The organism is Lacisediminihabitans changchengi, from assembly GCF_016634425.1.
In the GTDB taxonomy this organism is placed as follows: domain Bacteria; phylum Actinomycetota; class Actinomycetes; order Actinomycetales; family Microbacteriaceae; genus Lacisediminihabitans; species Lacisediminihabitans changchengi.
This window is the reverse complement of sequence record NZ_JAEPES010000001.1, coordinates 59,583-81,750: the sequence shown is the minus strand read 5'-3', so window position 1 is coordinate 81,750 and position 22,168 is coordinate 59,583. Positions and strand designations below refer to the sequence as shown.

The 22,168-nt window shown below is 67.3% G+C and carries 17 protein-coding genes and 1 riboswitch; of the genes, 7 read left to right on the top strand and 10 right to left on the bottom strand.

All coding sequences use genetic code 11. The features are described from left to right. Both dinB and IV501_RS00405 read left to right on the top strand, forming a co-directional pair. Nucleotides 1-1,254, top strand: coding sequence for a DNA polymerase IV (gene dinB, locus IV501_RS00410; RefSeq protein ID WP_200554443.1), 1,254 nt, complete (start codon nucleotides 1-3; stop codon nucleotides 1,252-1,254). A 69-nt stretch (nucleotides 1,255-1,323) separates the two neighbouring features. Then, the gene (locus IV501_RS00405; protein ID WP_200554442.1) at nucleotides 1,324-2,277 is read left to right on the top strand and encodes a Dyp-type peroxidase; all 954 of its coding nucleotides are present in this window, start codon (nucleotides 1,324-1,326) and stop codon (nucleotides 2,275-2,277) included. A 521-nt stretch (nucleotides 2,278-2,798) separates the two neighbouring features. Here IV501_RS00405 and treZ read toward each other — a convergent pair. The 10 genes from treZ to IV501_RS00350 all read right to left on the bottom strand — a co-directional run bounded on the left by treZ (nucleotide 2,799) and on the right by IV501_RS00350 (nucleotide 17,210). Further along, on the bottom strand, nucleotides 2,799-4,523 hold the full coding sequence (treZ, locus tag IV501_RS00400; protein WP_307812109.1) for a malto-oligosyltrehalose trehalohydrolase: 1,725 nt from the start codon (nucleotides 4,521-4,523) through the stop codon (nucleotides 2,799-2,801). Further along, complete coding sequence (gene treY, locus IV501_RS00395) at nucleotides 4,520-6,889, bottom strand: malto-oligosyltrehalose synthase (RefSeq protein ID WP_200554441.1); 2,370 nt, start codon at nucleotides 6,887-6,889, stop codon at nucleotides 4,520-4,522. Before treY ends, treZ begins: the two co-directional genes overlap by 4 nt. Beyond that, the gene (glgX, locus tag IV501_RS00390; protein ID WP_200554440.1) at nucleotides 6,889-9,087 is read right to left on the bottom strand and encodes a glycogen debranching protein GlgX; all 2,199 of its coding nucleotides are present in this window, start codon (nucleotides 9,085-9,087) and stop codon (nucleotides 6,889-6,891) included. The genes treY and glgX overlap by 1 nt, the downstream gene beginning before the upstream one ends. A 536-nt stretch (nucleotides 9,088-9,623) precedes the next feature. Then, entirely contained in the window at nucleotides 9,624-10,544 is a 921-nt protein-coding gene (locus tag IV501_RS00385; protein ID WP_200554439.1) for an LLM class F420-dependent oxidoreductase, read from the bottom strand. Between the two features lie 28 nt (nucleotides 10,545-10,572). After that, entirely contained in the window at nucleotides 10,573-12,078 is a 1,506-nt protein-coding gene (locus tag IV501_RS00380) for a M81 family metallopeptidase (RefSeq protein ID WP_200554438.1), read from the bottom strand. A 7-nt stretch (nucleotides 12,079-12,085) separates the two neighbouring features. Beyond that, a complete protein-coding gene (locus tag IV501_RS16035; RefSeq protein ID WP_307812108.1) occupies nucleotides 12,086-13,849 on the bottom strand; it encodes a copper homeostasis protein CutC in 1,764 nt (587 codons plus the stop codon). Between the two features lie 46 nt (nucleotides 13,850-13,895). Then, the gene (locus tag IV501_RS00365) at nucleotides 13,896-14,777 is read right to left on the bottom strand and encodes an amino acid ABC transporter permease (RefSeq protein ID WP_200554437.1); all 882 of its coding nucleotides are present in this window, start codon (nucleotides 14,775-14,777) and stop codon (nucleotides 13,896-13,898) included. Further along, nucleotides 14,774-15,406: an amino acid ABC transporter permease gene (locus IV501_RS00360; RefSeq protein WP_307812107.1), complete on the bottom strand. Its 633-nt coding sequence runs from the start codon at nucleotides 15,404-15,406 to the stop codon at nucleotides 14,774-14,776. Before IV501_RS00360 ends, IV501_RS00365 begins: the two co-directional genes overlap by 4 nt. Before the next feature lie 51 nt (nucleotides 15,407-15,457). Next, nucleotides 15,458-16,414, bottom strand: a complete 957-nt coding sequence (locus tag IV501_RS00355) for a glutamate ABC transporter substrate-binding protein (protein WP_200554435.1) — start codon at nucleotides 16,412-16,414, stop codon at nucleotides 15,458-15,460. A 67-nt stretch (nucleotides 16,415-16,481) separates the two neighbouring features. Next, complete coding sequence (locus IV501_RS00350; protein ID WP_200555371.1) at nucleotides 16,482-17,210, bottom strand: amino acid ABC transporter ATP-binding protein; 729 nt, start codon at nucleotides 17,208-17,210, stop codon at nucleotides 16,482-16,484. A gap of 210 nt (nucleotides 17,211-17,420) precedes the next feature. Between IV501_RS00350 and IV501_RS00345 the strand changes: the two genes are divergently transcribed. The 5 genes from IV501_RS00345 to IV501_RS00330 all read left to right on the top strand — a co-directional run bounded on the left by IV501_RS00345 (nucleotide 17,421) and on the right by IV501_RS00330 (nucleotide 22,164). Next, nucleotides 17,421-18,584: an ROK family protein gene (locus IV501_RS00345; RefSeq protein WP_234698077.1), complete on the top strand. Its 1,164-nt coding sequence runs from the start codon at nucleotides 17,421-17,423 to the stop codon at nucleotides 18,582-18,584. A 43-nt stretch (nucleotides 18,585-18,627) separates the two neighbouring features. Further along, nucleotides 18,628-18,738, top strand: a riboswitch (TPP riboswitch). 54 nt (nucleotides 18,739-18,792) lie between these two features. After that, complete coding sequence (locus IV501_RS16030; protein WP_307812106.1) at nucleotides 18,793-19,413, top strand: ECF transporter S component; 621 nt, start codon at nucleotides 18,793-18,795, stop codon at nucleotides 19,411-19,413. After that, on the top strand, nucleotides 19,410-20,879 hold the full coding sequence (locus IV501_RS00340; RefSeq protein ID WP_307812105.1) for an ABC transporter ATP-binding protein: 1,470 nt from the start codon (nucleotides 19,410-19,412) through the stop codon (nucleotides 20,877-20,879). Before IV501_RS16030 ends, IV501_RS00340 begins: the two co-directional genes overlap by 4 nt. Then, nucleotides 20,876-21,658 carry an energy-coupling factor transporter transmembrane component T family protein gene (locus IV501_RS00335; protein WP_200554432.1) on the top strand — a complete coding sequence of 261 codons (783 nt, stop codon included), beginning with the start codon at nucleotides 20,876-20,878 and terminating at the stop codon, nucleotides 21,656-21,658. Before IV501_RS00340 ends, IV501_RS00335 begins: the two co-directional genes overlap by 4 nt. Then, nucleotides 21,655-22,164: a nucleoside/nucleotide kinase family protein gene (locus tag IV501_RS00330; protein ID WP_307812104.1), complete on the top strand. Its 510-nt coding sequence runs from the start codon at nucleotides 21,655-21,657 to the stop codon at nucleotides 22,162-22,164. The genes IV501_RS00335 and IV501_RS00330 overlap by 4 nt, the downstream gene beginning before the upstream one ends. The last annotated feature ends 4 nt before the right edge of the window (nucleotides 22,165-22,168 follow it).

The window sequence follows — 22,168 nt, the reverse complement described above, 5'->3', positions numbered from 1 at the left end:
ATGGGTAGGCAGGACGGCAGCACGCGGCAGGTGAGCGCGGCATCCGTCGACAGCAGCACCGCCCCCATCCTCCACGTCGATCTCGACGCGTTCTTCGCCTCGGTCGAGCTGCTCGACCGGCCGGAACTCGCGAAAGTCCCGGTCGTCGTCGCCGGCAAGTCACTGCGCTCGGTCGTCACCGCGGCCAATTACCCGGCACGCAAATTCGGCGTGCGCTCCGCCATCCCGCTGTCGCAGGCGATGCGGCTGTGCCCGCACGCGATCGTGCTCGAACCGCACTTCGAGAAGTATCGGCACTACTCGCAGCAGGTGATGGCGATCTTCGACGACATGACCCCGCTCGTCGAGCGACTGGGCATCGACGAAGCCTTTCTCGACGTGGCCGGCGCACGCGGCGTCTACGGTCCGCCGGCGGTGGTCGCAGAACTCATCCGCAGCCGGGTGTTCGCCGAGACCGGGCTGCACTGCTCGGTCGGAGCCGCCTCGACCAAATTCGTCGCGAAACTCGCCTCGGGGCGAGCGAAACCCGACGGTCTGCTGGTCGTGCCGGCTGCGGCGACGCTGGACTTTTTGCATCCGTTGCCGATCGGCGCGCTCTGGGGCGTCGGAGCCGCCACCGAAGAATCTCTCGCCAAGCGCGGGTTCCGCACCGTCGGCGACATCGCGCGCGCGCCGATGGCGACGGTGCAGCGCGCGGTCGGCGACGCCTCCGGCCGCAAACTGCACGAGCTGTCGAACGGAATCGATCCGCGGCCCGTGACCACGCGCTCGGTGGAGAAAAGCGTCGGGCACGAGGTGACCTTCGAGGTCGACACCACCGATCCCGAGACCCTGCGACGCGAACTGTTGCGGCAGGCGAACGCGGTCGGAGTGCGACTGCGCAGCGGTGGTTGGGTTGGCCGCACGGTGGTGCTGAAGCTGCGCTACTCCGACTTCAGTACGATCACCCGCTCGCGCACCATCGCTGAGCCGACCGACCTCGGGCGGCGGATCTACGAAGAGGTCAGGGAGATCTACGAGGGTCTCGGCACGCACGGTGCGGTGCGCCTGATCGGAGTGCGGGTCGAGCAGCTCGCTCCCGGCGGAGGGCAGGCAATGGGCCTCTGGGACGACGACGAGAGCTGGCGTGAAGCCGAAGACACGATGGATGCCGTGAGCGCGCGGTTCGGGCGCGGGCTGTTGACGCCAGCGGCGCTCTTGAAGGCCGCGAAGCCTCGTGGCGACGCGAGCAACGCGCACCGTATCGAATACTGAGGCGCGGGACGTTGAGCTGCGGTAATTCGACGCATGCGGCGTCGCTCCGTCGCTCTCTATGATCGGGTCATGGACGAGAGCAACAGCCGTACCCCGATCGAACCGCAGAGCGTTGATGCCCCGCTCTCGCGCGCAGCGGTCTTCCTGGTAGTGACCATCGGCCAGACGCCCGAAGCCGTAGCCACGGTTCGGGATGTGATCTCCGACATCGGGGGGCTGGTGCGGGCGGTCGGCTTTCGCGACTTGAACGGGCACCTGTCGTGCAACGTGGGGATCGGGTCATCCGCCTGGGATCGATTCGATCAGCCGGCGCGGCCGGCGCAGCTGCGTCCCTTTCAGGAGGTGCACGGCGCCCCGCACGTTGCGGTGTCGACGCCGGGTGATCTGCTGTTCCACATCCGAGCCGAGCGTGAAGATATGACCTTCGAGCTGGAACGGCTCATCCTGGAGAAGCTGGGAGACGCGGTTGCCGTTGTCGATGAGGTGCATGGCTTTCGGTTCTTCGACTCGCGCGACCTGCTCGGGTTCGTCGACGGAACCGAGAATCCGACCGGGCAGCGGATGGCGGCAGTCTCGCTGGTCGGGGACGAGGATGCCGACTTCGCGGGCGGCAGCTATGTGGTCGTGCAGAAGTACCTGCACGATCTGGCCACGTGGACCGCGTTCACGGTGGAGCACCAGCAGAGCGTGATCGGTCGGACGAAACTCGACAACGTCGAACTCGAGCAGCTGCCGAACGAGCGCAAGTCGCACAAGACGCTCAACACGATCGTGGACGCGAACGGGGTGGAGCACGACATTTTGCGCGACAACATGCCCTTCGGGCGTCCGGGGGCGGGGGAGTTCGGCACCTATTTCATCGGGTGTTCACGCGAACTGTGGGTGATCGAGCAGATGCTGCGCCGCATGTTCATCGGAGACCCGGTCGGGCAATACGACCGCATTCTGGATGTCTCGACCGCCGTCACCGGTGCGACGTTCTTCATCCCCTCGAACGACGTGCTCGAGTCTCTCGCCCCGTAGCCTGCGCCGGTTGAGTAGGCCGCTGCGAAGCGTGATGGGTCTCGATACGCGTCCTCGCGCGGGCGCTCGGGCGCTACTCGACCGGCGAAGTGCCGCTGGTTGAGTAGCGCACGCGCTCTAGCGCGTTCGCGTATCGAAACCCGCCGCCGCCCCGTCCATAAACAGGATCAGCTCGCTTAATCGTCCGTCGACAGGACGAAATCGGGAGGATTGCAGCCTCTGGCCTGTTGACGGCAGCGCCGCGGCGAAGCACCCGGAGTTCGCTGGCCGCCGCCCGAAATGACGGAGATTTGGTGATTCTGCGGCAAAGCTGTGCGATGTGGAGCCGTTTTTGCAGAATCTCCGTCATTTCGGACACGGGCATCTGGGACACGGGCATTTCGAACATGAGAGCACGCCGTGGTGAGTCTCGATACGCGTCCTCGCGCGGGCGCTCGGGCGCTACTCGACCGGCGAAGTGCCGCTGGTTGAGTAGCGCACGCGCTCTAGCGCGTTCGCGTATCGAAACCCGCGCTCGGGCGCTACGTGAGCGGCGGGGTGGACAGGATCGCCGCGGAGTGCCGCGGCAGCACGACTGCCGACGAGGACGCTCCGACGGAGTCTGCGGTGCCGAGCAGCAGGGTGCCGCCGATCGGCAGCGACAGCGGGTAGTCCGCGAAGTTCACCACGATGGTGGTCGCCCCGCGGCGCAGTACGAACCAGCCCTCGTCGTCGTCGAACTCGACCGTGCTGTGCCCGAAGCTCGGATCGGTGAGGTCTGGCACCGTTCGCCGCAGCTCGCCGAGTCGCTGGTAGAGCGACAGAAGCTCGGCGTGCGAACCCTCCGCGCTCTCCGACCACTTCAGCTTCGAGTTCTCGAACGTTGCCGGGTCTTGCGGGTCTGGCACGACATCCGCATCCCAGCCCATCTTCGCGAATTCCGCGATGCGTCCCTGTGCGGTCGCCTCGCCCAGCTCGGGCTCCGGATGTGCGGTGAAGAACTGCCACGGCGTCGACGCTCCCCACTCCTCGCCCATGAATAGCATCGGCGTGAACGGACCGGCGAGCGTCAGCACCGCGGCGATCGCGAGCTTTCCGCTGTCGAGCTGCGCACTCAGGCGGTCGCCTATCGCGCGGTTGCCGATCTGGTCGTGATTCTGGTTGGCGACCACCAGCCGCCAGGCCGGCATGCTCGAGGTGTCGACCGGATGCCCGTGGTCCTTCTCCCGGAACGACGAGTACGTACCGTCGTGGTAGAAACCACGCGTGATCACCTTGGCCAGAGACTCGAGGTGCTCGAAGTCCGCGTAGTACCCGGAGGTTTCCCCGGTGAGCGCCACGTGCAGGGCGTGATGGAAGTCATCGCTCCACTGCGCCTGCAGGCCGTAGCCTCCGCCCTCCCGAGGGGTGACGAGCGTCGTGTCGTTGAGGTCGGATTCGGCGATGAGCGTGAGCGGCCGCTGCTGGAACGCGCTCAGCGCGTCCACCCGCACGGACAGTTCTTGAAGGATGTGCACCGGCGACTCGTCGATAAGGGCGTGCACCGCGTCCAGCCGCAGCCCGTCCACGTGGTAGTCGCTCAGCCACATCAGGGCGTTCTCGACGATGTAGGCGCGAACCTCCGGGGCATCGAGATTGATCGAGTCGCCCCAGGTGTTCGCGCTGCCCTGGCGCAGGTACGGGCCGAAGCGCGGGAGGTAATTGCCGCTCGGTCCCAGGTGGTTGTAGACGACATCCTGAATCACGCCGAGGCCGCGCTCATGGCACGCATCGACGAAGCGCTGGTAGGCCTCCGGGCCGCCGTAGCTCTCGTCGACCGTGTACCAGAGCACGCCGTCATAGCCCCAGTTGTGGTCGCCGTTGAAGCCGTTGACCGGCAGCACCTCGACGAAGTCCACGCCGATCGAGACCAGGTGATCGAGCCGCTTGATCGCCGAGTCGAGGGTGCCCTTCTTGGTGAATGTGCCGATGTGCAGCTCGTAGATCATTCCGCCGGCGAGCTGACGTCCGGTCCACTTCTGGTCGGACCAGGCGAACTCCGACGCATCGAATGTGCGGGAAAGTCCGTGTACCGACTCCGGTTGCCGCCGTGAGCGCGGATCGGGAAGCGGATGTTCGTCCCCGTCGATCAGGAAGCCGTAGCTTTCGCCGCTCAACCCGGCATCCGCGCCCCACCAGCCGGCGTCGAGCCGCACCATCGCGTGCCGCTCACCGTCGAGCAGCAGCGTCATCGTCGACGCCGCCGGCGCCCAGACCTCGAAACTCACGACCGATCCTCCTCGATGCCATCATCCGGAATCAGCAGCGCCACCGGGTATTTGCCCAGGGCATCTGCCATCTGCAGTGTGCCTCCCTCGTACCGTTTCCCGGTGATCAGGTCGAGCACCGGACGCCCGGGCAACTGTACCGACGTGTCGCGCCAGCCTCCATCGAGTGACAGGCCGAGCGGCAGCCGGGTCGCGAGCGTGACGGCGCCGCCGCGGTCGAAGCCGATCACGTGACGGCGGCCGGCCCCGAACGCCGTGATCGGCGCGTATCGGGTGAACAGGTCGGGGCGATCCCGGCGCAGTCGCAGCGCGCGACTGGTCACCAGCAGCTTCGCCGCGCCGGTCTCGTCGATGCCGGGATGGCTACCGGCGTCGATCGCGGCCAGATAGAGGCGACGGATGTCGAAGTCGACCGGGCGTCGATTGTCGGGGTCCACGAGCGAGGTCTCCCACAACTCGCTGCCCTGGTACACGTCGGGAACACCCGGCGCGGTCAGCTGGATGAGCTTCGCGCTCAGCGAGTTCGACCAGCCGGGCTGCTCGACGACATCCAGCAGCCCGCGGATGATTCCGGCCACCCGTTCGTCGTCGAACACCGAATCGACCAGCTCGTGCATCCGCCGCTCGAAGTCTTCCTTGGGCGCCGTCCAGCGGGTGGAGTTGCCCGCCTCGCGCGCCGCCTTCTCGGCGTAGGCATGCAAGCGTTCGCGGCTAGCGGGCCAGGCGCCGACGATGGCCTCCCAGAGCAGTACCTCGAGCGGGCCGTCGCCGAGCGGGGACTCACCGCGGAGCTCGCCGAGGGCAGACTCCCAGCGCTCGGGCATCTCGGCAAGCACGGAGATGCGGGCGCGGACATCCTCTCCCCGCTTGGTGTCGTGCGTGGAGAGGGTGGTGAGCGACGCCGGGAAGCTGGCCTGGCGAAGCTGCTGGCGGCGGTGGAACTCGGCGACGCCGATCGAGAACTCGCTCGGGTCTGCGCCCACCTCGGTGAGCGAGCCCAGGCGGGTGTAGCGATAGAACGCGGTGTCTTCGACGCCCTTCGCCATCACCATGCCGGAGGTCTGCTGGAACCGCACGGATGCCGGGTGGCCCGGGTCTGCCAGCACCGCGACGATCTCGTCCACGGTGTCGCTCAGCTCCGGCCGGTGTCTCTTCGCCAGGTGCGCAGCCTCGCGCAGGTGCTCGGCGCCCAGCGGCAGGTAGGAGCGGTAGACGGGGAAGCACGCCAGCAGCTCGGCCAGCGCGTCGGCGGTGGGGGAGAGCTTCCACCCCTCGTCGGCGACGGTGTGCTCGACGGACTCACCCAGGTCGCGCTCGAGGCGCAGTACCTCGGAGCGCAGGATGCCATCGGCGATCGAGCGCTTGGTCTTGTGGATCAGATCGGTCCATGACACGCGCACGTCCGTGTCGCGCAGGCGGCGGTCGAGTTCGTCGAGCGCGGTGCGACCGGCGGGGTCGACCAGTACCCGGTCGACGTCGGCGAGGGCGTCGTACCCCGTGGTGCCCTCTGTGGCCCAGTTGGTCGGCAGCTGTTCGTCGCCCTCGAGAATCTTCTCGACCAGCACGTAGCTGCCTCCGGTCTCGGCGGCGAGGGCGTCGAGGTAGCCACCGGGGTCGGCCAGGCCGTCCGGATGATCGACCCTCAGGCCATCGGCCAGACCCTCGGTGATCCAGCGCAGGATTTCGGCGTGCGACTCGGCGAAGACCCACGGCACCTCGACGCGGATGCCGGCCAGAGTGTTCACGGCGAAGAATCTGCGGTAGTTGAGTTCGGCATCCGCTCGGCGCCAGTTGATCAGCTCGTAGTTCTGGCGAGCGTGCACCTCCCGGGCCGAGGCGCCGTCGTCGGCCGTCCCCGGCGCGAGGGGATAGCGGTTGTCGAAATAGTGCAGCTCGCCGCCGACGATCTCGAGGTCGTCGAGCGCATCGGTCCCTGAGCTTGTCGAAGGGCCGTCGCCGAGCACCGGAATGCGCACCTTGCCGCCGCCGAACTCCCAGTCGACGTCGAAGGCCTCGGCGTAGCGCGAGTCACGGCCGTGGGTGATCAGGTCCCACCACCAGGCATTCTGGGCGGGGGAGGCAACTCCGACGTGGTTGGGCACGATGTCGATGAGCACACCGAGGCCGAGCCTCCGCGCGGCGGCGGCCGCGGCATCCAGTCCGTCCGCACCGCCTCGAGTCGGATCGATCTGCGTGTGGTCGACCACGTCGTAACCGTGATCCGAGCCGGGTTCGGCCTTCAGCAGTGGGGAGAGGTAGAGCCAGTCGGCCCCCAGCTCATGCACGTAGTCGGCGATGTTCGCCGCCGCGAACAGGTCGAAGCTCTCCCGGATCTGCAGTCGGTAGGTCGAGACGGGGATGCGCATCAGCCGACCTCTGGTTTCGACGACTGCGGGGCATTGACCACTGTCGCCGACAGCGACGCCGAGATCGAGTGGTCATCGGGGGCGATGGGCGAATCCACGTGCTCGCAGAGCACCACCATCGACTTCGACTCGACCGGGATGACGTCTCCCGCGGTGCGCGGGATGTCGTCGGCGGAGTTGCCGGCGGTGTCGATCACCACCTCCCACCGCTCGGAGAATTCGGCCGGCGGCAGGGTGAAGTCGACGGTGTCGTCTCCGGCGTTGAACAGCATGGCGAAGTTGCGATCGGTGACGCGCTGGCCGCGGGCATCGCGCCCGTGAATGCCGTTTCCGTTGAGGTAGACGCCGAGCGCTCGGTCGACACCGGCATCCCAGTTCTCTTCGGCCATCTCGGTGCCTGCCGGGGTGAGCCAGACGATGTCCGGCAGTGGCTCCTCCGAGCCGCGCTTGACCGGGCGGCCGTCGAAGAAGCTCCGGCGCCGGAAGGTGGGATGTTCCTTCCGCAGTCGTACAAGGGCGGCCACGAAGTCGACCAAGCCCTGATCGGCAGTGTCCCAGTGCACCCAGGTGAGCTCGGAGTCCTGGGCGTAGCCGTTGTTGTTGCCAAGCTGGGTGCGCCCGAGTTCATCCCCGTGCGCGATCATCGGCACGCCCTGGGACAGCAACAGAGTCGTGAGGAAGTTGCGCTCCTGGCGGGCACGGAGGGCGAGGACATCCGGATCATCGGTCGGCCCCTCGACCCCGGAGTTCCAGGACCGGTTGGTCGACTCACCGTCGTTGTCGTTCTCACCGTTCGCCTGGTTGTGCTTGTCGTTGTACGAGACCAGGTCGAGCAGCGTGAACCCGTCGTGCGCGGTGACGAAGTTGATCGATGCGACCGGGCGGCGGCCGTCTCCCTCGTACAGGTCTGCCGAACCGGTGATGCGCGACGCGAATTCGCCGAGCGTGGAGGGCTCTCCCCGCCAGAAGTCGCGAACGGTGTCGCGGTACTTGCCGTTCCATTCGGTCCACTGCGGCGGGAAGTTGCCCACCTGGTAGCCGCCGGGGCCGACGTCCCACGGCTCGGCGATGAGCTTCACCTGCGAGACCACCGGATCCTGCTGAACGAGCTCGAAGAAGGTTGACAGCTTGTCGACGTCGTAGAACTCGCGCGCCAGGGTGGAGGCGAGGTCGAAGCGGAAGCCGTCGACGTGCATCTCGGTGACCCAGTAGCGCAGACTGTCCATGATCAGCTGCAGCGTGTGCGGGTTACCCACGTTGAGCGAATTCCCGGTGCCGGTGTAGTCCATGTAGAACTGCTTGTCGTCGTCGACCAGGTGGTAGTACGCCTGGTTGTCGATGCCGCGGAACGAGATGGTCGGCCCGAGGTGGTTGCCCTCGGCGGTGTGGTTGTAGACGACGTCGAGGATGACTTCCATGCCGACGTCGTGGAGCGACCGCACCATCCCCTTGAATTCCTGCACCTGCTGGCCGTGATCCCCGGCGGAGGAATAGCTGTTCTGGGGTGCGAAGAAGCCGATGGTGTTGTAGCCCCAGTAGTTGCGCAGGCCCTTGTCGAGCAGGGTTGAATCCTGAACGAACTGGTGCACCGGCATCAGCTCGATGGTGGTGACGCCAAGCTTCTGCAGGTGCTCGATGATCGCCGGGTGGGCGAGACCGGCGTAGGTGCCGCGCTGCTCCTCGGGAATCTCCGGGTGCAGTTGGGTGAGCCCCTTGACATGGGCCTCGTAGATGACCGTGTCGTTGTACGGGATACGCGGATGCCGGTCCCCGGCCCAGTCGAAGAACGGATTGATCACGACGCCGAACATCATGTGCGGCGCCGAGTCGTCGTTGTTCTCGGAGTCGGGGTCGCCGAAGTTGTAGGCGAACAGGGACTGATCCCAGTCGATGTCACCGCTGGTCGCCTTGGCGTACGGGTCGAGCAACAGCTTGTTCGGGTTGGCCCGCTGCCCGTTCTTTGGGTCGTAGGCTCCGGTCACCCGGTAGCCGTAGCGCTGGCCGGGCTGCACCTGTGGCAGGTACCCGTGCCAGACGTGCGCGTCGACCTCTACGAGGTCGATGCGCGTCTCAGTGCCGTCTTCGGTGAAGAGACAGAGCTCCACCCGCTCTGCCACTTCGCTGAATAGTGCGAAGTTCGTTCCGCTGCCGTCGAAGGTGGCTCCGAGCGGATATGCCGATCCTGGCCAGGTTTCCATGGTTCTCCTTGCGTGATCGCCTCTGGTCACCGTAGCCCGCCGTGCAACTCTGGTCGACTCCTGGGCCGCCCCTTGACATGTCGCGTGGTCGTCCGAGCTGTTTCGCGGCCCGACCGCGCCTCCTCCTGGGCGTACTCAGCCTGGCTTCTCCGCCGCCTGGCCTTTCCTCAGCCCAGCCGCTTCTCCGTGGGGCCGCTTCTCTGCGTGGCCGTTCCTCCGGGTAGATGGCGTGGCCGGGAGGCCTCACGGGCGCTCCCGCGCAATCGGGGCGCCCCGTGGAACACTTCCGTTGTGCAGGACGGCCTGTACAACAAACCCCCGTTCCGCAGGCAAACCTGAGCGACGAATAGCCGTTGTACACGACAACCTGCACACCCGACCACCGTTCTTCAGGCCCGCCTAAATGCAGGTCAGCCTGAACTCGCGCGCGCGTGCACAACCGCTCGCCTGCATAACGGACAACCGTTGTTCAGGCAAGCAGGCGTGCATGACGGGAGTATGCGAGGGGGATCTCCGCGACCGCGACGGCGACCGCGTCAAGTGAGCTGCGGAAGCACCTCTCGCGCAAGGAAGTCCAGGTGGTCGAGGTCGTGCATGTCCAGGATCTGCAGATAGACCCGGTCAGTTCCCGACTCCGCCAGCCAGCCCAGGCGATCGACGATCTGGTCGGGAGTTCCGTACAGGTTCGCTCCTGCGTCGACCTCCGCCCGGCCGGTAGCGGCGGCGCGACGCGCGGCCTCCGCCTCCGTCGCCCCGGCGAAGGTCGGGTATGCGACCGAATACGTGAGCTCGCGAGGGTCGCGACCGATCTCCTCGGCGGCCTCGCGAACCGTGCTGAAGAAGCCCTCGACCAGCCCGAACGGCTGGAATCCGATGTTGAACTCGGTGGCATACCGGGCCGCCAGCGCCGGCGTCCGGCGGGGTCCGGCGCCGCCCACGATCACCGGCACGCGCGCCTGATGGGGTTTGGGCAGCGCGGGGGAGTCATCGAGGCGATAGGTGTCGCCACTGAAGCTGAACGTCTCACCCACCGGCGTCGACCACAGGCCGGTCACGATCGCCAGCTGCTCCTCGAGCAGGTCGAAGCGTTTGGCCGGAAACGGGATGCCGTAGGCCCGGTGTTCCTGCTCGAACCAGCCTGTGCCGAGCCCGAGCTCCGCACGCCCGTCCGACATCTGGTCGACCTGGGCGACCTGGATCGCGAGAATGCCCGGCAGCCGATACGTGACCGACGAGACGAGGGTGCCGAGCCGGATCGTGGAGGTCTCGCGAGCGAGCCCCGCCAGGGTTGTCCAGGCATCCGTCGGCCCCGGAAGACCGTCTCCCGAGCCCATCGTCAGGTAGTGGTCGCTCCGGAAAAAGCCGGAGAATCCCAACTTCTCTGCTGCCTGAGCGACGGCGAGCTGATCGAGATAACTGGCGCCCTGCTGGGGCTCGACGAAGATGCGGAAATCCATGGCAAAAGCCTATAGAAACGGCCGCACCCTATTTGCGGCGTTCCCCTCCGTCGAGAGAAGGCACGATCCGAGCGGTCAAATCGGGCGTCGCCATCGTCGGATCGAGCGGGAACATCGGCCGGGTGATACGACGATGTCCGAGGCGCTCGATGTCCTGATCCACTCCTCCGGGGGTGAGGGCGAGAACCCAGCCGTCTGCCATGTCGAACAGTTCCGGTTCGAGATAGCCGATCTTGACGATGACGACATGCATCTTTCGCGGGGACAGGCCCAGACGGGTGAAGTCATGCTCATAGTGGTACGGCTTGCGTAGCTCGGTGAAAACCGCGAAGACCGAGCCGATCTGCAGCACCACCTCAGTGAGCGCATCCCGATCCCCGTGACGGATGCTGTGCACCAGCCCCGAGACGGTGAGCGGGCCAGCATGGCGGGCATCGACATCCGCCCCGCCGGTCGCGGTGATCATCGCACCGACGCCGGCGCGCACCGCCTCTGCGACGATCGTGGGAGCGGGCACGGACGCGTAGATGACCTGTGGTGCGTCGGGTGCGGCGAGTTCAGGTCGGCGGAGGAGCTCGGTGAGGCCCCACGTGACGTCGCCAGCGCCACCCGCGGTCGGGTTGTCGCCCGAGTCGCTGACGAAGAACGGCAGCTCACGACTGGCGAATGCGGTGTCGAGCGCGTTAGCGAAACTGTCGGTCGGGGCCACAAAGGGGAAGCGGTCGCGGGCCTCCCAGAAGGCGGTAGCGAGTTCTTGCGCTCCGACCGTCACCGCGGCACGGTCGTCTCCGGTAACCACCACCGCGGCGCCGCTGCGGGGTTCATCCGCCCAGGCGTAGCCGACCCAGACAGCCGCATCGATGATGCCGGAGCGGCTTTCCACCTCGGCAACCAGCTCGTAGAGGCCCGCCGCCGGCTCGAGACGCGTGGAGGTCTTCTCTCCCGGCAGCAGGATCGGCAGAGGAATCCACGCCTTGATCGGCTTAGCGCCGTCCGCGCTGAGCTGCTCGACGAGGTTGCGCACGGCGCGCTCGCGGGTCTCGTCCTCGTCTTCGTGCGGTGCCGTGCGATAGCAGGTGATGAGGTCCACGAGTTCGACCAGCTCGCGGCTGACGTTTCCGTGCAGGTCGAGCGACGCAGACACCACCACGTCAGGGCCTATCGCGTCGCGAATCAGTCGCAGCAGCACCGCCTCAGCATCGTCGATGCCCTCGACGCTCATCGCTCCATGGATGTCGAAGTACAGTCCGTCCAGCGGCAGCATGTCACGAACAGACGTGACGATCTCCTGGCTCAGCTGCTCGAACGCCTCGCGGGTGACGATGCCGCCCGGGATCGCCTTGCCGGTCAGGGCGGGCAACCAGGTCGCCGATTCCCGGAGAGGCATGCCGGGGGCGAGGAAGGCGTATTTCTCCATCACCTCGGCTCCCCGCTTCGGGTGGAAGGCCGCGGTCGTGGTGCGGGCAGGGGAGAAGGTGCTCGATTCGATGGCGAGACCCGCAATGGCGATTGCCGGGTGCTGTGCGCTGGTCATCCTGGCCTCAGTTCGTCTGGAGCGACGGCGCCCCGGCAGCGGTCAGGTCGCGCGGGGACAGCAACGTCGCGGCGGTCCACTGCTCGGGCACTTCGGCCCGGTTCGCTGCGCGGAACGCGAGAACCGACGCCCCGATGCGCCCCCCGGAGGTGCCCAACACCGAGGTTTCGACCCTTGGAGCAGCGCGCCAGGCGAGAGACTCACTGAGCTGGCGTCGCAGCGGTACGAGCAGCGCGTCGCCGGCGCGCGAGACTCCGCCGGTGAGCACGACGACGGCGGGGTCGAGCAGCATCGTGACCGTCTTCAGGCCGACCGCGAGTGCTTCGATTCCGTCTGCCCACACCCGCGCGGCCAGAGGATCGTGGGGAAGCCGGTCGACGATCTGCGCGGCCGACAACGACTCGCCGCCGAGAGCCGCGTAGCGCCGGGCCAGGCCCGCGCCCGACATATAGACCTCGAGACAACCACGCTGGCCGCAGGTGCAGTCCTCGCCGTGCGGGAAGGCCGGGATGTGACCGAGTTCACCGGCGGAGGACAGCTCGCCGATTACCTGAGTACCCGAGGTGAGAATCGAGGCGGCGACGCCGGTGCCGATGGCCACCAACACAGATTGAGCGGCCCCACTGGAGGCTCCGAAGAGCGCCTCCGCCAGTCCGGCGGCGCGCACGTCGTGGCCGATCGCGACCGGTACGCCCAGGTCGTCGCTCAGGATGGAGCCCAGCGGGACATCCGTCCAGCGCAGCGTCGACGCATAGAGCACCGTGGCCGTCTCTGGATCGATGATTCCCGGCGTGACGATCCCCGCTCCTACCAGCCGGTGGCCGGACTGTTCGGCGCGCCCCGCCAACCTCGCCAGCAGTGCGCGCACCAACTCGAGCGGCTCGGCGGTAGCGTCGTCGGCGCCGATGGTCTCGGCGAGGATCACTCGACCGGATGTGTCGACCACAGCGCCCTTGAGGTTGGTCCCGCCGATATCCAGGGCGAGAACCACCTCGGACACTGCGGAAATATGCGCCGGGGTGGAATCGGGCGCGTCCACGGCAGCGATCAGCGCGGAGACGATGCCGGCATCGGTCACCAGCCCCCCGTCGTTTCTCGGGGAGTCGACCTGCGCGCGCAGGTGCACCTCGGACACGCCAGTCGCCTGCACGAGTGCCGCGACATTTTCGGGACGGATGCGGCCTCCGGCCAGCACGGCGGGGCCGGGGCGTCCGACGAGAGTCCGAAGCATCCGCGCCCCCTGCTCTGCCGTGGCAGCGCCGCCGGACGTGAGAACCCGGGTGACCTCGTGCCGGCTCAGCGTGTCGTACGCCTCGATCAGATCCGGCGTCTCGTCGAAGGCCTTGTGGAAGGTGATCGGCAGGCCCCCGGCGGCGGCGGCGATGGTGGCCAGCGAGGGTTCATCGATCTGGGAGTCGGCGGTCAGCGCGCCGAAGACTAGACCAAGTCGACCGGGGTGATCCGCGGCGATCTCCCGGAACACGCAGACGTCGTGGCGCATCACCTCGAGCTCGGCCGGTGTGTAGACGAAGTCCCCGCCGCGGGCGCGAACCATCACCTGCACTCCGACCCTGGCCGTGCTCCCGAGGATGGCGAGAACCAGCCCGAGACTCGGAGTCGTGCCACCCTCGACCAGGTCGGCACAGACCTCCACGCGATCTGCCCCGTTTTCCTCCGCCGTCAGGGCGCCGTCAAGGTCGTCGATGCAGATCTCGACGGCGACGGCCTCCGTTGGGCGGCCGGGAAAGCGGGCGGGAAGAGGGGAAACCACGGATGAACTCCTTGTACTGCTCGAGTGCGGTGCTGGTAGCGCGTGTTCAGGCACGGTCGTCGGTAACAGGCACACCCACGGTCGGAGCGCTGGTCCGCGGCGGCGCGATCGTGCGCTTACTCGGACGCAGGCGCAGACGTGAGGCCAGGGTCGAGAGCGATCCGTTGAAGACCAGGTAGATGAGGGTCACGACCACGAAGGTCGGGATCACGAAGTGGTTGTAGGCCGACAACACCTGTCCCCGATAGAGCAATTCGGTGAATGCCACGATGTAGCCGAGCGAGGTGTCTTTGACCAGGCTGACCAACTGCGTCACCAGGGACGGCGCCACGAACCGCATGGCCTGCGGGAGCACGATCATGCGCATGGTCTGCGCCGGTGAGAGTCCCAGGCTGAGTGCGGCCTCGGACTGACCCGATGGCAGGCCGAGGATTCCCGCGCGGATGATCTCGGCGAACGCGGCGGCGTTGGCGAGGGTCAGCGGGATGGCGAGCTTCCACAGCACGGGAAAGTTGAGCCCGAGCTGGGGGAGACCGAACAGCATCAGGTAGATCAACAGGAGAACCGGGATGGTCCGGAAGATCTCGATGTACGCCGTGCTGAGCCAGTGCGCGACGCGGTTAGAGCTGACCCGTCCCACCGCCAGCAGCACGCCGAAGAGCCCGCCGAGCACGGCCACGATGGCGGCGGCCTCGATCGTGCCGCCGAGGCCGACCAGGAGGTACTGCCACACGCCGGCGGTGAGGAAGGGAGTCCAGCGATCGGCTGCGAGCTGACCGTGAGCGGCGAACTGCACGAGCCCGGCAGCGATGGCCGCCACGACGACGACGATTACCACGACGGTCCAGATGCGGATGGCGCGCCTGGTTCGGGGGCCTGGCGTGTCGTACAGCGACACGCCGGGGGTGCTGGGGGAGCGTCTGTTCATCGTTTGATCGCCACTCTCTTCTCGATGCGCCCGGCACCGAGGCCGATGCCCAGTGCGAGCACCATGTAGATCAGTCCGGCCACGGTGAAGATCAGGATCGGCTGGGCCTGAACGAGGTTGAGTTTGTTCGCTTCGGCGGTCAGCTCGACCACGCCGACCGCCGCAGCGAGGGCGGTGTTCATCGTGAGAGCGATCATCACATTGCCTATCGGCTGCACGGCGGCGCGCAGGGCCTGCGGAACGACGATCAGTCGCAGGGACTGCACCAGGGTGAAGCCCAGTGCCCGGCTGGCTTCGATCTGCCCAGTACCCACCGTGTTCACCCCGCTGCGCACCGCCTCGGCCACGTACGCGGCCTCGTACAGCGCCAGCACGATGATCGCCGTGGGCGTCAGCGGCAGCAGGATCCCCGCGTCGGGGAGCGCGAATACCGCGAGGATCAGGAGCACCAGCAGAGGGACGTTGACGAAGAACTGCACGTACCCGAACGCGAGTCCGCGCAGCACCGGCACGGGGCTGACACGTGCCGCCGTGATGATGACTCCGAGCACGATCGCGGCGACTCCAGCGATCACCGCCATCATCACGGTCGTTCCGAGCGCGGCGAGGAGTGGGCCCGCGCTGGTCACGAAGATATTCATCTGTTCCCTCTGCTGGTGGAGATCACCTGGTGTGGCGGATCAGGATCCGGGGACGGATCCGATGGCCGGCGGGGTCGGGGTCGACGACTTCACGGCGGAGCCGAGGGTCGCCTTCCAGACCTTCGCCCAGTCGCCGTTCTTCTGAATCTTCACCAGCCAGTCGTTGATGAACGACTTGAACGTGGCATCGCCATGCTTCAGACCGATTCCGTAGGACTCGGTGGTGAAGGGCTGGCCGACGACCGTGATCGCCGGGTTCGATGCCGCGTCGCTGGCGAGCAGAGTGAAGTCCTGCACGTAGGCATCGCCGCGCCCCTGGGCCAGCGCCTGCACGGCTTCGGGGTCGGTGGCGAAGCTGACGACCTTGGCGGTGGGCTGCTTCTCGGGGACCGCGGTCACCGCGGGCGTGTTAGCACCGACGATGACCGTCGTGCCACCGAGGTCGGAAATGCCCTTGATCTTGGTGTTGTCCGCCTTCACCGCGACGGCGAGTCCGGAGGCGAAGTAAGGGCCGGCGAAGTCGACCTGCTCGGCCCGCTCGGTGGTGATCGTGTAGGTGTTGAAGACCACATCGACGGTGCCGTTCTGCAGCAGCGCCTCGCGGGTCTCGGATGCCGGAGGCACGATCTCGACGTTCGGCTTGCCCAGGATGTAGATGGCGAGCAACTTCGCGAGGTCCGCATCGAAGCCCTCGACGTCATCCGGCTTCGAGGGGTTCTGCTGCGAGAGCAGCGGGGCGTCGAGTGCCTCGGCCACGATCAGCTTTCCGCGCTTCTTGATGGCGGCCATGGTCGAGGAGGGCAGGATGTCGGCGGCCTTCGCCACGACCGCGTTCTTGTAGACCGAGCTCAGGTCGGTCGCCGAACTGGAGGCACCGGGATCGCTCGCCGGTACTGCGGATCCGCCGCCTGAGCAGGCACTGAGGCCGATCGTTGCGGTGACGGCGAGAGCGAGGAACGGAAGTCCCCGTCGAAGGGTGAGACGGCTGCGTGACAAGGTGGTGCCTTTCTTCTGGGGTGGAAGGTGCAGGAGTTGTCGACTCGAGGAGTCAGTGCGACGAGAGTCAGTGCGACAGGATTTTGGAGAGGAACGCCTGGGCCCGCGGGCTAGAAGCGTTGTCGAAGAATTCGGCGGGGCTGTTCTGTTCGACGATCCGGCCGTCGTCCATGAAGATCACCCGATCGGCTGCCTTGCGGGCAAAACCCATCTCGTGGGTGACGACGACCATGGTCATCCCCTCGGCGGCCAGGTCGGTCATGACATCCAGCACCTCGCTGACCATCTCGGGGTCGAGGGCGCTGGTCGGCTCGTCGAAGAGCATCACCTTGGGCTTCATCGCGAGCGCGCGGGCGATCGCGGCCCGCTGCTGCTGGCCGCCAGAGAGCTGTGCGGGAAACTGGTGCGCCTTGTCGGCGATCCCGACGCGCTCGAGCAATTCCATCGCGTGCCGCCTCGCCTCGGCCTTCGGCTGGCGCAGCACCGTGATCGGGGCGAGGGCCACGTTGTCGAGGATGGTCCGGTGGGCGAAGAGGTTGAACGACTGGAAGACCATCCCGACTTCCGCCCGGAGCTGAGCGAGGGCCTTGCCCTCGGCGGGGAGCTCGACCCCGTCGACGGAGATCGTTCCGTCGCTGATCGTCTCGAGTCGGTTGATGCAGCGGCACAGTGTCGACTTACCGGATCCGGACGGTCCGACCACCACGACGACTTCGCGCGGAGCTATCTGGAGGTCGATGTCTTTGAGCACGTGATGGGTGCCGAAGTGCTTCTGCACGCCCGACATGCTGACCATCGTCGGCGTCGTGCCCTGTGCTGAGTGAGCCAAGCGGGTGCCTCCACAATCGTCGCGGCACATCGGCCGCGTCGCCATCATCGTCGTGGCGTCAGAACCCGCGGGACCGCGAATCCGTTTTCACCCTAACAATCGATTGTTGCACGCAGATTTCGAGATAGTTATTCAAATTTTGGACTAAGGTGAGCGACAGATCGGGGTGCGATGACCATGACGAACAGCCAGCCGCTCAGCCGCCTGAGCCCACAGAACCTCGAGATCGTTCGCGCTCTGCGCTTCGGCCGGGCCGACTCGAAGGCGAGCCTGGCCGTGGCCACCGGCCTGTCTCCGTCCACCGTCACGTCGCGAGTGCAGGATCTGCTCACGCTCGGTCACATCGTCGAAACCGGGGACGGTGAATCTCGCGGCGGTCGTCGTCCGCGCCGCCTCGCCATTCGGGCGGAGGCCGGCGCTGTCGGATGCTTCGATCTCGGGATCGACCGATCGAGCGTGGGGCTGGTCGACTTCTCCGGCGCGTTGCTGGCGCACGCGGAGATACCGCTGGATGTTGCGGCCGGACCGGCTCCCGTATTCGACACGTTGTGGGCGGCCCTCGGTGACCTGGCGGCCGGCCATTCCGAGCGGGCGATCCCGCCCGTCCGCGCCCTCTCGCTCGGGGTTCCGGGACCGGTGGCCGCCGACGGCAATCGCATCGTCTCTCCCTCGAGGATGCCGGGCTGGAATGGGATCGATGCCGCGGCGATGCTCGGCGGCGTCGCCGGTCTTCCGGTCGTGGTCAACAACGACGCCAATCTGATGGCGGTGGGCGAGTACGCAGCCGGTGACCGAGCGGAGGGCAATCTGGTCTTCGTCAAGGCCGGATCCGGTATCGGCAGCGGCATCATCTGCCGCGGTGAGCTCTTCGTTGGCGCGGACGGCGTGGCCGGGGATATCAGTCACGTCTCCGTGCCGGACGCGCCTCCGGTGGCCTGCTCCTGCGGTCGACGGGGCTGCCTCGACGCACTCGCGAGCGGCAACGCGCTGGTCAAGGAACTGCAGGAGGCGGGGGAGGACGTGCCCGACGTGGAGTCGATGATCCGTCGCGCGCGAGATGCCGACGCCGCGGCGACGCGTCTGCTGCGGGGAGCCGGCACCATGACCGGCGGTGTGCTGTCGACGATCATCAATTTCTTCAACCCGGATCGACTGGTGCTCGGCGGTGTGCTCAGCCAGTCAGAGGTCTTCGTCAACGCCGTGCGGGCGACGCTGTACGCCGAGTGTCTGCCGATGGCGACCGAAAGACTGACCATCGCGCTGCCGCGTCATCCGCAGACCAGCGGTCTGCTCGGTGGTGGGGCGGTCGTGCTCGATCGGATCTTCGGCCCCGGTCTGTGACCCTCGCGGGGCGAGCGTGAGCGGACCCGGTCGGCCTATGATTGGCCGTGAACACGGGAGTCCGGTGAGCCGGGCTGAGAGGAAGCTGCTCCAAGCTTCGACCGTCGAACCTGATCTGGATCATGCCAGCGCAGGGAGGCAATCTCTCCGGTTCTCGGCATCCGCCGCGGACCACACCCGTGCCCTCTTTGAGAGAAAGGGCACGACAGTGCATTCCACCATCGCAGCACCAGCAGTCACCGGCCGTCGTAACTACCGCTGGCGGGTGGTCGACATCGTGGTCGCCAGCGTGATCGGTGTCGCGAGCGGCGTCATCTTCTGGGCCTGGGGCCTCGCCTGGACCCCGCTCAGCGGCATTCTGGCCTTCGCCCCGGGCCTCAGCGGCCTCCTCGCCGGCGGTTGGCTGTTCGCCGGAGTGCTCGGCGGCATCGTCATCCGCAAGCCTGGCGCAGCCCTTTACACGGAAATCATCGCGGCCGTCGTCTCGATGCTGGTCGGCACGCAGTGGGGCTTCTCCACGCTCATCTGGGGCATCATCGAGGGGCTCGGTGCCGAGCTCGTGCTCGCTGCGTTCTTCTACGCCAACTGGCGGCTATGGGTCGCGCTGCTCGCGGGCGCCGGAGCGGGAGTCGCCGTCGGCATCCTCGACACCACCTTCACCGACTACGCGGCCCTGGACTTCGGCTTCAAGGCCGTCTACTTCGTCTCGGCCGTGATCTCGGGTGTGGTGATCGCCGGTCTGCTTTCCTGGCTCGCCGCGCGAGGGCTCGCGCGCTCGGGCGCTCTCAGCCGCTTCGCGTCCGGCAGGACTGCGACCCCACGGGCGTGACGCCGCCGGCCACCGTGGGAGCACGGATCACCGCGCGCGGCTGGGGCTGGCGCCACGCCTCCCGGCGCGCGCCGGCGGTCCAGGCGCTCGATCTCTCGATCGAGCCCGGGGAGCGGGTGCTGCTGCTCGGACGCTCCGGCGCGGGCAAGTCGACTCTCATCCAGGCGCTCGCCGGCGTGCTCGGCGGAAACGAGGAGGGTGACGCCTTCGGTGAACTCCTTATCGACGGCCACCCGCCGCAGAGCGCTCGCGGCGAGGCGGGGCTGGTGCTTCAAGATCCGGATTCGCAGGTCGTGCTGGCCCGGGTCGGCGACGACGTCGCCTTCGCCTGCGAGAACCTCGGAATTCCGCGGGACGAGATCTGGCGGCGCGTGCCTGCGGCGCTCGCCGAGGTCGGTCTCGACCTACCGCTCGGCCATACGACCGCTCACCTTTCTGGCGGACAGAAGCAGCGGCTCGCGTTGGCCGGAATCGTCGCCATGCGCCCGAGGCTGCTCCTCCTCGACGAACCGACCGCGAATCTCGACCCCGATGGTGTTATCGAGGTGCGGGATGCCGTGGCCAGAACCCAGCAGAGCTCCGGGGCGACTCTCATTGTCATCGAGCATCGGGTGTCGATCTGGCTCGATGTCGTCGACCGCGTCATCGTGCTCGACCCCGACGGTGGGCTGCTCGCAGATGGCACGCCGCACGACGTACTGCAGCGCGCGGGATCCGAGCTCGCCGCCGCGGGAGTCTGGGTGCCCGGCTTCCCTCCGTCTCGACCGGAACGTCAGGCTCGAAGCGTCGGGCAGCCGCTGCTCGCGGCATCCGATCTGGCGGTTGGACGCACGGAGTTCGCGCGCCGCACCCCGACGATCGTGAACTCCGGAATCGACCTCGAGATCGCCGCCGGGGAGTCCGTGGTGATCGTGGGCGATAACGGCGCGGGAAAGTCCACCCTGGCACTCACCCTTGCCGGTCTGTTACCGCCGGCGGGCGGCGCAGTCGAGGCGCGTGCCGCGCTTGCTCGCGGCCTCGGCGCGCAGCCACACCGCTGGCGGTCGAAACAACTACTGACCCGACTGGGGATGGTCTTCCAGGATCCGGAGCATCAGTTCCTGGCCGCAACCGTGCGGGCCGAGCTGGAAGTAGGTCCGCGGGCACTGGGCGAGGGCGTGGAGCGTGTCGAGCTGCTCCTCGAGCGCCTCCATCTGGGTCACCTCGCGAACGCCAATCCGTTCACCCTCTCCGGTGGGGAGAAGCGCCGGTTGTCGGTTGCCACCGCCCTCGCCACACGCCCGCAGCTGCTGCTGCTCGACGAGCCGACCTTCGGACAGGACGCCCTGACCTGGGAGCAGCTGGTCGCACTCCTGGCGGAGCTCATCGACGACGGGACTGCGCTGATATCGGTGACGCACGACCGGGACTATATCGAGGCGATCGCCGACCGGTCTCTCGTGCTGGAAAGTCGGGTGACGGCGTGAGCCTCATCGTGCCGGACATCCGACCGAGCGCGGTGGCGCGCATCAACCCGGTCGCCAAGATGCTTGCGGCGATCCTGCTGGCGATCGCACTGCTGTTGTCGATCGACTGGGTCTCGGCCGCTGTAGCTCTCGCCCTGGAAGCACTGGTGCTTCCCTTCGCGGGTCTTTCGGGCCGACAATTCTGGCTGCGCACGGCCACCCTGTGGGTCGCGGCTCCGCTGGCCGCGCTCACCACGGTGCTCTACGGCAAGGACTCCGGTTCCGTGCTCGCGCACCTTGGGCCGATCACGATCACCGACGGCTCGCTCGGTCTCGGGGTGGCGATCGGGCTCAGAATCCTCGCGATCGGCCTGCCGGGCATCGTGCTGTTCGCCACCACGGATCCGACGGATCTCGCCGATGGTCTGGGACAGGTGCTGCGCCTGCCGGCGCGATTCGTGCTCGGCGGGCTCGCCGGTCTCCGTCTGGTCGGTCTGTTCATCGAGGATTGGCGGTTTCTCGCGCTCGCCCGGCGCGCTCGTGGTGTCGGCGACAGCAACCCGATCGCCCGCATTGCGCGGCAGGGCTTCTCTCTTCTGGTGCTGTCGGTGCGGCGGGGGAGCAAACTTGCGACGGCGATGGAGGCGAAGGGTTTCGGGTCGGATCGTCCGCGCACCTGGGCCCGGGCATCCGTCTTCGGAGCGAAGGAATGGGGATTCCTGGCGCTAACGATCGGCATTCCCGCCGCGGCGATCACGGTCGCGGTGATCGCCGGGACCTGGAAGTTCGTGCTGTCGTGAGGCTCGCCGAGTCGCTGCTTGCCGAGATCCGTTCGGCAGCTCGTCCCGTCGTCCTCATCGACGGCGGCTCCGGGTCGGGAAAGACCACCCTCGCCCCGCTGATTGCCGAGCGACTCGGCGCACAGCTCGTTCACCTCGATGACTTCTACCCCGGGTGGGACGGACTGGAGGGGGGAAGCAGGCACGTGCACGACTTCGTCCTCTCGAGCGAGCCGCGCTGGCAGCGCTGGGACTGGGTGGCCGATCGGCCAGCGGAGTGGCACGTTCTCGACCAGTCGCGTCCGCTGGTGATCGAGGGTTCCGGCAGCCTCAGCCGGGCGAACCGGGCGATCGCGACGTTCGGCATCTGGGTGGAGCTGGATGCCGCGACCCGCAAGCACCGCGCCCTCGCCCGCGATGGCGACGCCTACGCCCTGCACTGGGACCGGTGGGCAGCCCAGGAGGCGGCATTCGCCGCCCGCGAGCACCCGCGTGAGCTCGCAGACTACGTGGTGTTCGACGACTAGCGTT

Excerpts from the sequence above, each read along its gene's own strand:
- dinB (WP_200554443.1), top strand. The coding sequence starts at position 1 with ATGGGTAGGCAGGACGGCAGCACGCGGCAGGTGAGCGCGGCATCCGTC.
- IV501_RS00405 (WP_200554442.1), top strand. The coding sequence starts at position 1,324 with ATGGACGAGAGCAACAGCCGTACCCCGATCGAACCGCAGAGCGTTGAT.
- treY (WP_200554441.1), bottom strand. The coding sequence starts at position 6,889 with ATGCGCATCCCCGTCTCGACCTACCGACTGCAGATCCGGGAGAGCTTC.
- glgX (WP_200554440.1), bottom strand. The coding sequence starts at position 9,087 with ATGGAAACCTGGCCAGGATCGGCATATCCGCTCGGAGCCACCTTCGAC.
- IV501_RS00385 (WP_200554439.1), bottom strand. The coding sequence starts at position 10,544 with ATGGATTTCCGCATCTTCGTCGAGCCCCAGCAGGGCGCCAGTTATCTC.
- IV501_RS00380 (WP_200554438.1), bottom strand. The coding sequence starts at position 12,078 with ATGACCAGCGCACAGCACCCGGCAATCGCCATTGCGGGTCTCGCCATC.
- IV501_RS00365 (WP_200554437.1), bottom strand. The coding sequence starts at position 14,777 with ATGAACAGACGCTCCCCCAGCACCCCCGGCGTGTCGCTGTACGACACG.
- IV501_RS00350 (WP_200555371.1), bottom strand. The coding sequence starts at position 17,210 with ATGGTCAGCATGTCGGGCGTGCAGAAGCACTTCGGCACCCATCACGTG.
- IV501_RS00345 (WP_234698077.1), top strand. The coding sequence starts at position 17,421 with ATGACGAACAGCCAGCCGCTCAGCCGCCTGAGCCCACAGAACCTCGAG.